General features: G+C 64.3%; 12 protein-coding genes. 5 read left to right on the forward strand and 7 right to left on the reverse strand.

Annotated elements, in window-relative coordinates:
* Window positions 1-179: 179 nt before the first annotated feature.
* Entirely contained in the window at window positions 180-2,531 is a 2,352-nt protein-coding gene (locus HZF05_RS05730; protein WP_160363411.1) for a TonB-dependent receptor, read from the forward strand.
* Between the two features lie 90 nt (window positions 2,532-2,621).
* Here HZF05_RS05730 and HZF05_RS05735 read toward each other — a convergent pair whose 3' ends face one another.
* The 7 genes from HZF05_RS05735 to HZF05_RS05765 form a co-directional block, all read right to left on the reverse strand.
* Window positions 2,622-3,809 carry an NADH:flavin oxidoreductase gene (locus tag HZF05_RS05735; RefSeq protein ID WP_160363412.1) on the reverse strand — a complete coding sequence of 396 codons (1,188 nt, stop codon included), beginning with the start codon at window positions 3,807-3,809 and terminating at the stop codon, window positions 2,622-2,624.
* 76 nt (window positions 3,810-3,885) lie between these two features.
* Complete coding sequence (locus HZF05_RS05740; protein ID WP_160363413.1) at window positions 3,886-4,662, reverse strand: SDR family oxidoreductase; 777 nt, start codon at window positions 4,660-4,662, stop codon at window positions 3,886-3,888.
* On the reverse strand, window positions 4,662-5,393 hold the full coding sequence (locus tag HZF05_RS05745) for an alpha/beta fold hydrolase (protein WP_160363414.1): 732 nt from the start codon (window positions 5,391-5,393) through the stop codon (window positions 4,662-4,664). Before HZF05_RS05745 ends, HZF05_RS05740 begins: the two co-directional genes overlap by 1 nt.
* Window positions 5,390-6,361 (reverse strand): VOC family protein, encoded by a 972-nt coding sequence (locus HZF05_RS05750; protein ID WP_160363415.1) that lies wholly within the window; start codon window positions 6,359-6,361, stop codon window positions 5,390-5,392. Before HZF05_RS05750 ends, HZF05_RS05745 begins: the two co-directional genes overlap by 4 nt.
* Before the next feature lie 28 nt (window positions 6,362-6,389).
* Window positions 6,390-7,235 carry a fumarylacetoacetate hydrolase family protein gene (locus HZF05_RS05755; protein WP_160363416.1) on the reverse strand — a complete coding sequence of 282 codons (846 nt, stop codon included), beginning with the start codon at window positions 7,233-7,235 and terminating at the stop codon, window positions 6,390-6,392.
* A 93-nt stretch (window positions 7,236-7,328) separates the two neighbouring features.
* Window positions 7,329-8,111, reverse strand: a complete 783-nt coding sequence (locus tag HZF05_RS05760; RefSeq protein ID WP_160363417.1) for an SDR family NAD(P)-dependent oxidoreductase — start codon at window positions 8,109-8,111, stop codon at window positions 7,329-7,331.
* A gap of 13 nt (window positions 8,112-8,124) precedes the next feature.
* The gene (locus tag HZF05_RS05765) at window positions 8,125-9,795 is read right to left on the reverse strand and encodes an AMP-binding protein (RefSeq protein ID WP_160363418.1); all 1,671 of its coding nucleotides are present in this window, start codon (window positions 9,793-9,795) and stop codon (window positions 8,125-8,127) included.
* A 155-nt stretch (window positions 9,796-9,950) separates the two neighbouring features.
* On the opposite strand from HZF05_RS05765, the gene HZF05_RS05770 reads away from it, so the two are divergent.
* Genes HZF05_RS05770 through HZF05_RS05785 form a run of 4 tightly spaced genes read left to right on the forward strand, consistent with a single transcriptional unit; the run spans window position 9,951 to window position 15,450 of the window.
* Window positions 9,951-11,153 carry an acetyl-CoA C-acetyltransferase gene (locus HZF05_RS05770; RefSeq protein ID WP_160363419.1) on the forward strand — a complete coding sequence of 401 codons (1,203 nt, stop codon included), beginning with the start codon at window positions 9,951-9,953 and terminating at the stop codon, window positions 11,151-11,153.
* A gap of 25 nt (window positions 11,154-11,178) precedes the next feature.
* On the forward strand, window positions 11,179-13,350 hold the full coding sequence (locus HZF05_RS05775; RefSeq protein WP_181638805.1) for a 3-hydroxyacyl-CoA dehydrogenase NAD-binding domain-containing protein: 2,172 nt from the start codon (window positions 11,179-11,181) through the stop codon (window positions 13,348-13,350).
* Window positions 13,347-14,504: an acyl-CoA dehydrogenase family protein gene (locus HZF05_RS05780; protein WP_160363420.1), complete on the forward strand. Its 1,158-nt coding sequence runs from the start codon at window positions 13,347-13,349 to the stop codon at window positions 14,502-14,504. Before HZF05_RS05775 ends, HZF05_RS05780 begins: the two co-directional genes overlap by 4 nt.
* 49 nt (window positions 14,505-14,553) lie before the next feature.
* Window positions 14,554-15,450, forward strand: coding sequence for a MaoC/PaaZ C-terminal domain-containing protein (locus HZF05_RS05785; RefSeq protein WP_160363421.1), 897 nt, complete (start codon window positions 14,554-14,556; stop codon window positions 15,448-15,450).

Raw genomic sequence — 15,450 nt, forward strand, 5'->3', positions numbered from 1 at the left:
CACCCACCCATCGATAGGAGCGACATAAGGCTAATGCCTTATGTCGCTCCTACGAGAACACCAGAAAAATCGCGACGGGCGATCCCGAAAGCGAATTGCAAAGGGGCGGAATGATGAAAGTAAGTCTCCGTTTGTCGATCGCGTTTGCGCCACTCGCTGTCGGCTTGGCTTCGGCTGCGATGGCTCAGACCGCGCCTTCGCCTGCCGCCGCGACACCGGCAGCACCCAGCACCGCGCCATCCGATGCCATCATCGTCACCGCCCGCCGCAGCGGCGAGAACATCCAGTCGGTTCCGGTTTCGGTGACGGCGTTCAGCCCGACCACGCTGCGCGCTGCCAGCATTACCAAGACGGCGGATTTGATGATGAAGACTCCCGGCGTCTTCCTGAGCGGTTCCGGTGGTCGCGAGAACTCGATCTTCTCGATCCGCGGCCAGTCGAAGGCATTGAGCGGCCCGGGCGCCGCAGCCGTCGTCAGTTATTTCAACGACGTGCCCATGCCCACGTTCGGCAGCGGCGTCGCGACGTTCGACCTGTCGTCGGTCCAGGTTCTGAAGGGTCCGCAGGGCACGCTGTTCGGTCGCAACACGACCGGCGGCGCGGTGCTCTATTACTCGACCGCACCGACCTACAAGCTCAACGGATATCTTCAGGGGACCTACGGCAATTATGACGACCGGGTTCTCGAGGGCGCCGTCAACGTTCCGATCATCGATCAGCATGTCGCGCTTCGGGTGTCGGGCCAGTACGAAAAGCGGGATGGCTGGACCAAGAATATCGGCACCGGTTTCTCGACGCTGGACGACGCCAATTCGCGCGCCTTCCGCATCGGCCTGAAGGTCGAGCCGACCGACTGGCTGCACAACGTCACGACCTACGATTATTATCGCAATTATTATAACGGCGATGCCTTCGCGCTCATCCAGGTTTACGACAATCCGAGCCTGGTCGATGCGCTCGGATTGCGCCCGGCCCTCGAGGCGGCGCTGGCTGAGCAGAAGAAGAACGGACCGCGCGTTGTCGATGACGACATGACGCGACCCGAACGGGTCAAGCGGATGGGTGTCACCAACAAGACCGACATCGACATCAGCGATCCGGTTCAATTGGTCAACATCTTCGGCTATCGGCGCACGCGCGTATCGTATGATGCCAATGTCGACGCGGTCGGGCCGTTGCCGAGTGATGGCAGCGTGCCGGGCATTCCAGCGGGCACGCCGCTCAACCTGCTCGACGCCGGTGCCACGCAGAATGTCGAGCAGTTCACCGACGAGGTGCAGTTGAAGGGCAGGATCGGCGGCGACAAGCTGCGCTGGCTGATCGGCGGATTCTGGCTGAAGAGCGACCCGATCGGCCCGACCGGCACCTTCGCCGGGATCGGGACGGTCCCCGGCTTCACCGAGGGCAACTTCAACTATTCCTTCTATTCGGAGCGCAGCAAGGCGCTTTTCGCTAACCTCAACTACGATCTCGGCTGGCTGGTAACGGGCCTGCGGGCCAATGCCGGCTTCCGCTATACCTGGGACAATGTGAAATCCTGCACTGCCGCCGACATTCATCAGCTGGGCACGCAGAACCCGGATGACTGCGTCGCCGGCAATCCCAATCTCATCAACCCCGCGACAACGCGCGCCAAGTCTTCCGCGCCGACGTGGCAATTTGGGCTCGAATGGCAGGCGACCCGCGATCTCTTCGCGTACGTCACCACACGGCGCGGCTATCGCTCGGGTGGTGTCAACTCGCCGACGCTCGGCGGCACCCTGGCCTCCGTCCAGGTGTTCGATCCGGAAACGGTCACGGACGTGGAGGCCGGCATCCGCTCGGACTGGAATGTCGGCGACGTCAAGGTTCGTCTCAACGCGTCCGGGTTCATCGGCTGGTACAACAAGGTCCAGGTCGTCCTGACCGGCGTGCAGGTCACGGCGCCCGGCTGCATCGCGGGCGATCCGGTCTTCGGTGCACCAGGCTCGCCATACACGCCCGATGGCGACTGCAATCCGCAGAACGATCCCGCCAGCGGCACGTTGCTCGTCAATGCCGGCAAGACCAAGGTGCCCGGCGTCGATCTCGATGGCCGCATCGCCTACCACGACTTCTCGGTGACGTTCGGTGCGACGATCATCGATCCCAAGCAACGCAAGCTCGACGTCAATCCAGCGGTTCTGAACTACATCCCGACCGGCGGCATTCCGTTCTACAAGGTTGCCAAGCAAACCGTCACCGCGGGTGCCGCCTACCATCACGATCTCGCGGATCGTGGCAGCCTCGACTTCAATCTCGATTATTATTATTCGAGCAAGGTTTCCGAGGCGGATTTTGCGGAACCTTCCTATGATCTATTCAACGCCAGGGTGTCCTGGAACAATGTCATGGGTAAACCGGTCGACCTGAGCGTGTTCGCGACCAACCTGTTCGACAAGAAATACCTGGCGATCGGTGGCGCATCTGGCCGTGGCATCGGCTTCGTCGGCGACATCTATGGCGCGCCCCGGCAATATGGTGTCCAGCTCCGCTACCACTTCGGCAGCTAACATCATATCGGGGACGATGCGCCGGAGCCCGGCGTATCGTCCCTACCGTCTTTTTGACCAGCCGCCCCGAAGGGCGGCGGACTCGCCCAGCTACGAAAGGCCGCCGTACGCCGCGAGCGAGAAGGGTTCGAACGGCTCGCCGGCGCGTGCCTTCTCGACCCAGCGCGGATCGACGAGCAGCGAGCGGCCGACCGCGATGAGATCGAATTCGCCGGCTTCGACACGCGAAGCCACCTCGCCGAGATTGTCGATCGCGACAGTGCCGCCGCCGAACGAGGTCTGCAGATCCTTGCTGAGCCCGACGCCGCCGACCGCCATCACCGTCTTGCCGGTCAGCTTCTTTGCCCAGCCGGCCAGCGTCAGGTTCGAACCCGGGAAACCCGGCTTCGAGAAGACGCGCGTGCTGATGTCGAAGCAATCGACGCCCGCCTCGGCCAGCGGCGCGAGATGCGCCTCCATCTCCTCCGGGCTGGTCGCGTTCGCGGCATCGTAGTCGTGGAGCTTCCATTGCGACCAGCGGTAGAAGATCGGCAACTCTGGCCCCAGGGCCTGCCGGATCGCACGGATCACCTCTGCTGCAAGGCGCGTGCGGCCGGCGATATCCCCACCCCAGCGATCCGCGCGGTGGTTGGTGGCAGCCCACAGGAAGCTGTCGAGCAGATAGCCGTGGGCGCCGTGGATCGCGATGCCGTCGAAACCCACCGCCTTCGCATTGGCCGCGCTCCGGGCGAAGCCGGCGATGACGTCGGCTATGTCCTCTTCGCTCATCGGCGCCGTGGGCTCGGCCATCGCCTCGAGATAGGGCGGCGGCATCATCGCCTTGTCGCGTGGCCCCCAGATTCCGGACGGGCGGAGGCTCGGCGCGTCCGGAACCGGGCCGGTCCCCGGAATGCGGATCACGCCCATGTGCCAGAGTTGCGGCACGATGAGCCCGCCCGCGGCATGGACATCATCGGTCACGCGGCGCCAGCCTGCGAGCGCTGCATCGCCATGCAGCAACGGAATATTGTCTTCGCCCATGCTGCCCGCGCCGATCGCCGCGGGCTGATCCACGCCGATGCCCTCCGTGACGATCAGGCCAACCCCGGCTTCGGCGCGCCTGCGATAATATCCGGCGACATTTTCGCCGGGCACGCCGTCCGGCGAGTGTTGCCGCGTCATGGGCGACATCACGAAGCGGTTGGGGAGGGACAGCGCGCCGAGCTTGAGCGGTCGGAAAAGAGGGGCGAGATCCGTGCCGGCGCGATCGGTAATTGGCTGTGCTCTTGTCGAATTCATGCGTCACACTCCCTGGAGACGGTCTTTCTGGGAATGGATGCCGGAGGCGGCCTCGTGTCCGGCAACCTGAAAAACGTCAGATCGAGAGGCCGCCCTCGACCGGGATGACCGAACCCGTGACGTAGGAGCCCGCCTTCGAGGCCAGGTAGATTGCCGCGCCGGCTACATCTTCGGCGGCGCCCGTCCGGCCGCGGGGGACCATACCCACCACCATCTTGCGCATCTCGTCCGAGGAGATCACCGTCATGTCGGATTCGAAGAAGCCGGGCGCGATGGCGTTGACCGTGATGGCGTCGCGCCCGAGCCGCTTGGCCATCGACTTGGCGAGCCAGTGGATCGCCGCTTTCGAGGCCTGATAGGCGTAGACCTCCTTCGGCCCGATCTTGAGCGCGCCGACCGATCCGATGTGGATCACCGCGGCGGGATGATCCGCGGTGCCGCCGGCGCGCAGCAGCGGGAGAAACCTCTGCGTTGTGAAGAAGGGCGCCTTCAGGTTCAGGTCCATCACCTGATCCCAGCCTTCCTCGGTATAGTCGTCGATCGGTGCTTCCGAGATCGTGCCCGCATTGTTGACGAGGATGTGCAGCGCGCCCTCGCGTTGGGTGACCGCAGCGACCAACGCCGCGATGCCGGCGGTCGAGGAGAGATCGGCGGGCAGGCCGATAACGGTGCCGCCCGTCTCGGCGGCAAGCTGCTCGGCGGTGGCCTTCACTTTCGCCTCGGTTCGCGCGCAGATATAGACCTTGGCGCCCGCGGCGGCGAGGCCGAGCGCGATGTGCCGGCCGATGCCGGCGCTGCCGCCGGTGACCACCGCGACGCGATCCTTGATCGAGAAGAGATCGGAGACGTCCATCATTTGTCGCCCGCGATGGCGAGGATGAGATCGACCGTGCCTTCGGGGTCGCCGACGAGCAATGCGTGGTCGCCGGGATGATCGTGCACGGGCCAGCCGAGCGCGCGCGCGCGATCGTGCATCGCGGTCATCACCGTGTGCTGGGCGGCGATATAGTCGACCGGCTTGTCGATCGTCTCGGCGCCGACCGGGATCGCGCAGGCCGTGACCCGCATCGGCTGGTCGGAGAGGTTGGCGAGCAGCCAATCCTGGCGCTCGGGCGCCATGATGTGCGGATGCTCCTTGGCGGCGGCCCGCTGCATCTCGTGGACGCCGGAACCGATCGGCCCCTCGCCGGCGGCGAGCATCGCGTCGAGCCCGGCCATCTCCTCCTCCTTGGCATATCCCATCAGCGCGGCGATGCGCTCGCCCGATTTGGGTACGATGGCGTCGAGGTAGATGATCCTGCGGATGCGGTCGCCCGCAGCAGCGACGATCCCAGGTGCCACCGTGCCGGCATAGCTGTGCGCCACCAGCACGACATCGTGCAGGTCCTCATATTTGAGGACATTGACAATGTCGGCGACATTGGTCGCGTTATCGACATCGCGGCTCATAAGATGCTCCCGCTCGCCGAAGCCGGTGAAGGTCGGCGTATAGACCTTGTGGCCCTTGGCCTCGAGCAGCTCGCGGACATATTTCCAGGTCCAGCCGCCCATGCCGCCGCCGTGGAGAAGAACGAAGGTGGTCATGCTGCGGTCTCCGTGCCGGGGGCGGGTTCGAAATTCTGGATAAATTCGGGCTGCGGGTTGGGGCCCCACAGGAACATGCTGTCTTCCGGGGGGTGATCGCCCGCCGGCCAATCGACGTCGTGCGGAATGAAATCCATGTCGGCGGAATATTCGCTGTAGCTGCCCCAGGGATCGCGCACGTAATAGAAATAGTTCGCACCGAGCACGTGCTGGCCGAGGCCCCAGCCGGGGCCGTAGCCCGCACGCTCCATCGTCGCGCCGCCTAGGCCGACCTCGACCACGGAGCCGACATCCCAGCTGTTGTGGTGCATGCCGCGCCGATCGGACATCACCAGCGCAAGCAGATGATGATCGCTGCCATGAACGCCGTGGAGGAACGCCACCGCGGGACCGCTCTTGTCGGACAGGCGCAGGCCCAGCGTCTTCTCGTAATAGCTGATCGCGGCGGGTACGTCGGATGCGAACAGCGCGAAATGCGACAGCCGGCGCGGATAGACCTTCGGCGCCTTCGAGTTGGGAACCGCACCGGAGGTGCCGGGCGCCGCGCTGGTGAAGCCGAACTGGCTCTTCTCGTCCGGCGTGCTCTTGTCCGCGACGCGGACGTTCACGGGCAGGCCGTCGAAGCCCTCGAACCACAAGCCGTTCGATTCCGCGCCGGCCGGCGCATCGATGTAGCGGACGCCCTGCGCATCGAGGCGGGCGCGAAAGGCGTCCATCTCATCGTCGAAAACGCCGAAGCTCAGGTAGCGCAGGCGCTTGGGGCCATTGCCCTGGGACAGGATCGCCCAGCGGTGCGGGTTTCCCTTGGTGTAGAGCTCGACCGTGCCATCCTTGTCCCGCACGTCGAGGCCGAACAGCGCGTAGAAGCGCCTCGCTTCCTCGAGATCGGGAACTTCGAGGGCGAAGTGGTCGATGGAATGGACGCCCAGCACGTTCGGTCGCCGTCCTCCCTTGCCGTTCGCGTCCATTTTCTCGTCTCCTCTTCCGTTGCCGCTCTCAGGCCGCCTTGATCGGGTTCACCAGCAGGCCGACCTTCTCGATCTCGACCTCGCAGATGTCGCCGTCCTTCATGAACAGCGGTGGCTTGCGGGCGAGGCCGATGCCCGAGGGCGTTCCCATCACCAGTACATCACCGGCCTCCAGCGTCAGGAAGGTCGAGAGCAGCGAGATGGTGTCGGCGACGTCGAAGACCATGTCCGACGTCGATGCGCTCTGGACGGTCTGGCCATTCAGCCGGGTCTCGATCTTGAGCCCGGTCGCGCCGGCGGGAAGCTCGTCCGGGGTGACGAGCCAGGGGCCGAAGGCGCCGGTGTCGTCGAAATTCTTGCCCGCCGTCCACTGTGGCGTCTTCATCTGATAATCGCGCACCGATCCGTCGTTGAACACGGAATAGGCGGCGACATGGTCGAGCGCTGCATCCTTGGCGATGTTCTTGCCGCCCTTGCCGATCACCGCCACGAGTTCGCCTTCATAATCGAGCTGCTCCGAGAAAGGCGGCTTGATGATCGGCGCGCCGTGACCGATCAGGCTGGAACTGAACCGCGCGAAGATGGTCGGGAATTCGGGAACCTGGAAGCCGCCCTCGGCAGCATGATCCTTGTAGTTGAGGCCCAGGCAGATGATCTTCGGCGCCTTCACCAGGGGCGGAAGGAAGGTGAGATCGTCTTCGGAAACGATTTCGCCACCGGACGCCGCCTCGGCAGCCTTCGCCAGACCCGTGCCCGAGGATATCAGGGCATCGAGATCGGACAGGGTTGCTTCGCCGAAAACGGCCTTGATGCCGGCACCCGTCCGCACCGCCACGCCGATCCGGTCACCCCTGGAAACTTTCGCAACACGCATCTCAAATCTCCTCAATAACCGGCAAATAAGCCCATATCCCAACGGTCGCCCGTTCGTTCAGTCATCGGCCTGACCGTTGCTGGCCTGACATCATCACTTCTGTTTCGTCTGGCCGGTGCCGCCCCCCGATGCCGGCATCAGCATGTTCGACATGCCGCCATCGACGAGGACGTCTATGCCGCTGATGTGACCGGCATGCGGGCCGATCAGGAAGAGGATGGCGCCGGCGACATCTTCCGCCAGGCCGAGCTTGCGCAGCGCGATGTTGGCCTCGCGCTGGTCGCGACGTGCGGGATCCGAATAACCGGCGGCCGTCATTGGCGTGTATGTGGGGCCGGGAGACACGGTGTTGCAGCGTATCCCGTCGGGACCCCACTCGATACACAATTGACGGACCAGCATCAGCAGCGCCGCCTTGCTCGACGAATAGAAACCGAGCGCAGGGGTCGGCTGCGTCGCGGACATCGAGGCCGTCGCCACGAACGCGCCACGGCTTTCTTTCAAGTGAGGATAGCATGCCTTGGCGACGGCCCAAGACGCGCGCGTGTTGATCGCATAGATCCTGTCGAAATCGTCCGGGCCGAGATCGACCAGTGCACCGCCCATGATGATGCCGGCATTGCTGATCACCGCATCGATCCCGCCCATATGCGCGATCGCCGCCTCGGCGATGCGATCCCCGCAATCCCGATCGGACAAATCGACCACCGCGCGCCCTGCCGACGGCCCGACGGCCTCTGCGACCTGACCGAGATTGGCGGCATCGCGATCGACGAGAAGCATCTTGTGCTCGCCGGGAATGATCTCGCCCTTGACGAGCAGCTCTGCACAGGCGCGGCCTATGCCGCTCGCTGCGCCGGTAATGACGACACGCATCGAAAGGCTCCCGTCAGTCTTTAAGGCCGAGCTCGTCCATCAGCTGGACGCGGAGTTTGAATTTCTGGATCTTGGACGCCGACATCGGCCACTCTTCGATCAAGCGGACATGGCGGGGCACCTTGAACGAGGCGAGCCGCGCCTTGGTGTAAGCGATCAGCTCCTCGAAATCGACCTCGCCGTCACCGCTCGGCTCGATGAACGCGGCGGGTATCTCCGCGAGCCGCTCGTCGGGCAGTCCCACGACCTGAGCGAGGCGGACGGCGGGATGGCTGGCGAGCACCGCCTCCACCTCCGCAGCCGCGACGTTCTCGCCACCCACTTTGAGCATGTCCTTGAAGCGGCCGTGGAACATGACGTGCCCATTTGCGTCCAGCGAGCCGATGTCGCCGGAATGATACCAGCCATCTGCGTCGATCGCGGAAGCCGTCTTTTCGGGATCTTTGTAATAGCCGTCGAACAGGTTGTAGCCGCGGAACAGAATCTCGCCACGCTCATCCGCACCGAGATCTCGGCCCGTTTCGGTATCGACGATGCGCAGTTCGATGCCCGCCAGCGGGTAGCCGAGTTTGGTGAGGCCGAGCTGACGATCCATTTCGTAGCCGCCGGTGGTGACGATGCCGGTGGCTTCGGTCATGCCCATCGTGCCGACCTGCAACATGTTCGGCGCCTTCTCGGCATAGGCCTGACCGACGCGATCGGGCATGAAGGCGAAGCAGCTGTTCTGAAGGCGGACCGAGCTCATATCGGTCTTGTCCCAATCGGGATGCGCGATCATCGCCTGATGGAAGGTGACGAACGGCAGGAACATCATCGTCACCTTCTCCGCTTCGATCTGGCGAAGGCTCTCGCCCGGATCGAAATGGGGTTGGCCGATGAAGGTGCCGCCGACGCTGACGGCGCCGAGCATCGCGAGCATCGCCGCGACGTGAAACAAGGGCATCGGCGACCAAGCGCGCTCGTCTTCTGTGAAGCGCCACCGCTGCTGCGTGAGGTTGATCGATTCGCGCACGACCGCCTCATGGCTCAGCAGGCAGCCCTTGGGGTTGGCCGAAGTGCCCGAAGTGTAGAGGATCATCGCCGTGCTGCGAATACGGACCCCGAGGCGGCGGCGATGCAGCTCTTCATCACTGATCGATGCCGCGACCTCGTCGAATGCGGCCTGCGAAACAAAACCAGGCACCTCCCCGCCGCCGAGCAGGACGATCCGCCGGAGCAGCGGAGCGACGTCGAGCGCGAGCGTCTTGGGATCGGGAGATTCCGCCAGTCCGGGCAGGGCCTCACCGAGACGGACCATGAAATTGACATGCTCGGAAACCGTGTCGTCGGTCACGATCGCGACGAGATCGGCATTCTCCGCCACATAGGTCATTTCGGGCGCTTTGTAGCGCGCGTTCATCAGCACCGAGACTGCACCGATCATCGCAGAGGCGAACAGCGTTTCCACGAATGCGATACCGGATGGCAGCAGGATGCCGATATGCTCGCCAGGCTTGACGCCAAGTGCGATCAAGCCTCGCGCCTTATGAAAAACCGCCTGGACGATCTCATCGTAGGTCTTGCGCCCTTCGGGAAAGACCAGCGCTTCCTTGTCCGGGACCTTGTCCCATGCATTGAGCAGCAGATCGCCGAGCGTCGTAGCCGTGATGCGTAGGGACGCATAATCCTCGCCCTGTTTACACACCTTGGTCCCGCTCCCTGTTCTTAGTCACTGTGATGCAGCTGATCGCAGTCCGTCGCCGCTGCGGCGCCTTTCGTCGGATAGGTGCAGAGAGGGGCGTGCGGTCGAAAAGCCGACCCATATTTTGTTGGTCAATCTCTCCTGACGGGACACGCTCGATGGAAGCCTATATCTACGATCATGTCCGCACCCCCCGCGGCAAGGGCCGCCCGGATGGCGCGTTGCACGAGATCACGTCCGTTGAAATGGTCACGCAGCTGCTGACGGCGCTGCGCGATCGCAACGATCTCGACACCTCGCTGCTCGACGACGTGATCATCGGCATGGCTCAGCCAGTCGGCGAGCAGGGCGGTGTGCTGGCGCGCGCGGCCGTGCTCCAGGCCGGCTATGCGCAGACCGTCGCCGGCCAGCAGATCCACCGGTTCTGCGCAACCGGCCTCGATGCCGTCAGCCTGATCGCAGCGCAGGTCCATTCCGGCATGATCCAGGCGGGTATCGGCGGAGGCGTGGAATCGATGAGCCGCACCGTGATGGGCTATGATTCCGGAGCGTGGACATCCGATCCCAAGGTCGCGTTCGGCAACTACTACGCCCCCCAGGGTATCGGCGCGGACATCATCGCCACGCTCGATGGCATCACCCGTGACGATGTCGACCAGTTTGCGGTCGAGAGCCAGCGCAAGGCTGCCAACGCCTGGGAAAATGGGTATTTCAGGCGATCGATCGTGCCGGTCGTCGACGCGCTCGGTGAGGTCGTGCTCGACCATGACGAGCATATGCGGCCGGGCACCACGGTCGAGAGCCTGGCCAAGCTGAAGCCCGCCTTCGAGGGCTTCGGCAAGGCCGGTTTCGAAGCGGTCGCCAAAGCGAAATACCCCGAGATCGAGGATTTGAGCTACGTTCACCACGGCGGCAACAGCTCGGGCATCGTCGACGGCTCGGGCATCGTGCTGGTGGGATCCAAGGAGTTCGGCCAGAAAGCCGGCCTCAAGGCGCGGGGCAGGATCCGCTCCTACGCGAACATCGGCTCCGAACCGACGATCATGCTGACGGCGCCGGCCGCGGTGTCCCGCAAGGCGATCAAGGCCGGCGGCATGACCGACAAGGATATCGATCTCTGGGAACTCAACGAGGCGTTCGCCAGCGTCGTGCTGCGCTATCAGCGGGAAATGAACATCCCGGACGACAAGATCAACGTGAACGGTGGCGCGATCGCGATGGGCCATCCGCTGGGCGCGACGGGTGCGATGATCCTCGGCACCGTGCTCGATGAACTAGAGCGCCGCGATCTGGAGACCGGGCTCATCACCTTGTGCGCCGCAAACGGCCTCGGCACCGCCGCCATCATCGAACGCGTCTAAGCACACACCGAACAGCGGGAACACCATGCGCCATCTGAAACTGGAAGCGGCGGCCGACGGCTTTGCCACCCTCATTCTCGACAATGCCGACGAGTCGATGAACGTCGTGTCGGACGCCTTCATCGCCGACATGGAAGAAGCGACGAAGACGATCGCCGCCGACGAGGGCATCAAGGGGGTTATCCTGACCTCCGCCAAGAAAGCGTTCATGGCGGGCGCGGACCTCAAGCAGCTGGTCCAGGGCTACGGAAAGCTCAGCAAGAAGGAGGCGTTCGCTTTTTCCCAGCGCGCGACCGCGATGCACCGGGCGATCGAGCAATCGGGCAAGCCGTGGGTCGCGGCGATCAACGGGCTGGCACTGGGCGGCGGTTTCGAGCTGGCGCTGGCCTGTCATTATCGCATCCTGGTCGATGACCCGAAGGCGGTGGTCGGGCTGCCAGAGGTCAATGTGGGGCTGCTGCCGGGTTCAGGCGGCACGGTGCGCCTGGGCCTGATCGCGGGCGCCAAGACCGCGCTCGACCTGCTGCTGAGCGGCCGTTCGGTCGGCCCCGCCGAAGCGTTGAAGCTCAAGATCGTCGACGAGGTGGCGCCTGCCGACGCGTTGATCGATCGCGCGCGGGCGTGGCTCTCGACCAGTCCCGATCCCGTCAAGCGCTGGGACGTAAAGGGCTGGGTGCCGCCGCAGAAGAAGGGCATGACCGTGCCCGAGGACTCCATGGGTTACATGATGGCAACCGGCAGCCTCGCACTGAAGGGCTACAATTCGCCGGCACCCCAAGCGATCCTGTCATCGGTGTTCGAGGGTCTTCAGCTTCCGTTCGACAAGGCGCTCGCGGTCGAAGGCAAATATTTCGCCAAGCTGCTGACCGATCCGATCGCGCGCAACATCATCCGCACCACTTTCATCTCGAAGCAGGCGGCCGAGAAGGGCGCGCGCCGCCCGGCCGGCGTGCCGAAATCGGAAGTCAAGAAAGTCGGCGTGCTGGGTGCCGGCATGATGGGTGCGGGGATCGCCTATGTGTCGGCCAATGCCGGCATCGAAGTGGTGTTGCTCGATCGCGACGTGCCGACGGCGGAGAAGGGCAAGGCCTATTCCGACAAGGTACTCGGCAAGTTGATCGAAAAGGGCAAGATCGCCCAGGACAAGGCCGATGCCCTGCTCGCACGGATCACGCCCACGGATGATTTCGCCCTCCTCGAAGGCGTGGATCTGATCGTCGAGGCCGTGTTCGAGGACACGGGCATCAAGGCCGAGACGACGAGAAAGGCCGAAGCGGTGATCCCCGCGAGCGCGGTGTTCGCGTCGAACACCTCGACTCTGCCGATCAGCCAACTCGCCGAGGCAAGTCAGCGACCGGACCAGTTCATCGGCATCCACTTCTTCTCGCCGGTCGATCGCATGGGCCTCGTCGAGGTCATCATGGGCAAGCAGACCGGCAGGGAGGCGCTGGCGCGCGCGCTCGACTATATCGCCCAGCTTCGCAAGACGCCGATCGTCGTCAACGATAGCCGGGGTTTCTACACCAGCCGCGTGTTCCAGATGCTGATCCACGAAGGCGCGGCGATGCTGGCGGAAGGGGTGCCCGCCGCCGTCATCGAGAATGCCGCGAAGGCAGTCGGCATGCCGGTCGGCCCGCTGGCGCTGCTCGACGAGCTGACCGTCGATCTGCCGCTCAAGATCGTCGATCAGGCGATCGCGGAGGAGGGCGATCGCTACACGCCGCCGGCGGGCACCGCGGTGATGCGCCGTATGAAGGACGAGATCAAGCGGCCGAGCCGCAAGGAAGGAGGCGGCTTCTACGACTATCCGGAAGGTGGCAAGAAGCACCTCTGGAAGGGGCTCGCCGAACAGTTTCCGGTCAAGGCGGGCTGGGACGTCGAGGAACTGAAGCAGCGCTTCCTCTACGCGCAGGCGATGGAAACGGCGCGGTGCCTGGAAGAGGGCGTGCTGGAGACGGCCGAGGATGCCGATCTGGGTTCGATCTACGGCTGGGGGTTCCCGAGCTGGACCGGCGGCACGATCAGCTACATCGACACGGTCGGGATAGAGACGTTCGTTGCGCATGCCGACAGTCTCGCCCAGAAATATGGCCCGCGCTTTCTGCCTTCGGCCTGGCTGCGCGACAAGGCCGCGAAGGGCGAGAGCTTCTATCCGGGTTCCGAGCCCGCGCCGGTCGAAGAGCTAGTCACTGCATGAAACGGCTGATCTTCGAGCCGGAGCACGAGCAGTTCCGCGACACTGTTGTCAGGTTCATGCAGACCGAGGTCGGCGCGCACGCGGAGCGGTGGCGTGCCGAGGGCGTGGTGCCGCGCGAACTGTATCTGAAGGCCGGGGCGCAGGGCCTGCTCTGCACCTGGGCGGACGAGAAATATGGCGGCGCCGGCATCGATGATTTCCGCTTCGAGCAGATCATCATCGAAGAGAATATGCGCCACGGCGACGTGGGCTTCTACATCAACCTGCACAACGATCTGGTTGCGCCCTACATCGCCAAGCTGGGCACGGACGAGCAGAAGGACCGGCTGATGCCGGGCATCGTTTCGGGCGAGAAAATCCTCGCCGTGGCGATGACCGAACCCTCGACCGGCTCGGACCTGGCGGGGATGCGGACCGCGGCGATCGACAAGGGCGATCACTGGGTGCTCAACGGCGCCAAGACCTATATCTCCAATGGCCTGCTTGCCGATGTCGTGGTGGTGGCGGCGCGCACCGATCCCAATGCGCGGCATGGGCTGGGGCTGTTCCTCGTCGAGCGCGGTATGGAAGGCTTCGAGCGCGGGCGCAAGCTCGCCAAGATGGGGCTGAAGGCGCAGGACACCGCAGAACTGTTCTTCAACGACGTGAAGGTGCCCAAGGCGAACGTGCTGGGAGATCCGGCATCGGGTTTCCGCTATCTTGCCCAGTTCCTCGCGCAGGAGAGGCTGGTGGCCGCGATCGGCTTCCTGGCGACGGCGCAGACCGCGTTCGACTTGACTCTCGATTATGTGAAGGAGCGTCGCGCGTTCGGCAAGCCGATCGGCGCGTTCCAGAACACGCGCTTCAAGATGGCCGAGATGCGTGCCCAGCTCGATATGGCGCAGACCTATGTCGATCAGTGCGTGCTGCTGCTCAACGCCGGCGAGCTGGCCGCCGAGGATGCATCTGCCGCCAAGCTCTTGACCAGCGAGCTGGAAGGGCGCGTGATGGACGAATGCGTCCAGTTTCACGGAGGTGCGGGTTACATGGAGGAATATCGCATCAGCCGGATGTACACCGATGCACGTGTCAGCCGCATCTTCGCCGGCACCTCGGAGATCATGAAGGAGATCATCGGGCGGAGCCTCGGCCTCGACGAGCGCAAGCTCAGCTAGGCTGCCTTGCGGTGGCGGTTCCATCCCCTTCGGCGTGAAGGCGCATATCGTGAACACGGCGCTATCGAATGCCAGCGGGCCGCTCGACGAGGCGAGGCTGCGGGCCTACCGCGTTCCTGAGACCCGAGATCGCTATGATCGACGCGACACGATCCTCTATGCTTTGGGCGTCGGGGCCGGCCTGTCCGATGTCGACGAGACCCATCTGGTTTTCGAGCGCGACCTGCTGGCGCTGCCGACGATGGCACTGGTGCTGGGAACGCCAGGCTTCTGGCTGATGGACCGCGCGACGGGCCTGGATTGGCCGCGTATCCTGCATGGCGAGCAGTCGTTCAGGCTGTTCCGTCCCCTGCCGCCGGAAGGCGACATCATCGGGCGTACGACGATTGGCGAGCTCTCCGACAAGGGCCGGGGCAGACCGGCCATGCTTCGTTGTACGAGAGAGCTTTCAGATGGTGTGACGGGCGCGAAGATCGCTTTGCTCGAGGAGATCTGGGTCTTGCGCGGCGCAGGGGGATTTGGCGGCGACGATATCGCCCTCGCGCCGGCCCTGCCGCCTATGCCCGATCGCGCGGCGGATGCGGCGCTTGCTCTCCCGACCCATCGCAATCAGGCCATGCTTTACCGCCTGACCGGAGATCGCAACCCGCTCCATGTCGATTCCGGAACGGCCGCGGCCGGCGGCTTTGAAAGGCCGATCCTGCACGGCCTGGCGACGATGGGGGTGGCGGCGCGCGCACTTGTGCATCTTGCCTGCGATGGAGATCCGGGCCGATTGTCCGCCATGAGGCTGCGCTTCACCGCCCCGGCATTTCCCGGTGATGTCATCCTGACCGAAATGTGGTCAGAGGGTACGGCGCTGCGTTTCCGGGCAAGCGTGCCTGCGCGGGGCGTGACGGTGATCGATGGCGGCTCCGGCACGCGAGATGGTTTCGACGGAGAATGA

This window comes from Sphingomonas chungangi (genome assembly GCF_013778325.1).
Classification (GTDB): Bacteria; Pseudomonadota; Alphaproteobacteria; order Sphingomonadales; family Sphingomonadaceae; genus Solisphingomonas; species Solisphingomonas chungangi.

What these genes read in the sequence shown, in the direction of transcription:
- HZF05_RS05730 (WP_160363411.1), top strand. Translation starts at nt 180, where the DNA reads ATGGCTCAGACCGCGCCTTCGCCTGCCGCCGCGACACCGGCAGCACCC.
- HZF05_RS05735 (WP_160363412.1), bottom strand. Translation starts at nt 3,809, where the DNA reads ATGAATTCGACAAGAGCACAGCCAATTACCGATCGCGCCGGCACGGAT.
- HZF05_RS05740 (WP_160363413.1), bottom strand. Translation starts at nt 4,662, where the DNA reads ATGGACGTCTCCGATCTCTTCTCGATCAAGGATCGCGTCGCGGTGGTC.
- HZF05_RS05745 (WP_160363414.1), bottom strand. Translation starts at nt 5,393, where the DNA reads ATGACCACCTTCGTTCTTCTCCACGGCGGCGGCATGGGCGGCTGGACC.
- HZF05_RS05750 (WP_160363415.1), bottom strand. Translation starts at nt 6,361, where the DNA reads ATGGACGCGAACGGCAAGGGAGGACGGCGACCGAACGTGCTGGGCGTC.
- HZF05_RS05755 (WP_160363416.1), bottom strand. Translation starts at nt 7,235, where the DNA reads ATGCGTGTTGCGAAAGTTTCCAGGGGTGACCGGATCGGCGTGGCGGTG.
- HZF05_RS05760 (WP_160363417.1), bottom strand. Translation starts at nt 8,111, where the DNA reads ATGCGTGTCGTCATTACCGGCGCAGCGAGCGGCATAGGCCGCGCCTGT.
- HZF05_RS05770 (WP_160363419.1), top strand. Translation starts at nt 9,951, where the DNA reads ATGGAAGCCTATATCTACGATCATGTCCGCACCCCCCGCGGCAAGGGC.
- HZF05_RS05775 (WP_181638805.1), top strand. Translation starts at nt 11,179, where the DNA reads ATGCGCCATCTGAAACTGGAAGCGGCGGCCGACGGCTTTGCCACCCTC.
- HZF05_RS05780 (WP_160363420.1), top strand. Translation starts at nt 13,347, where the DNA reads ATGAAACGGCTGATCTTCGAGCCGGAGCACGAGCAGTTCCGCGACACT.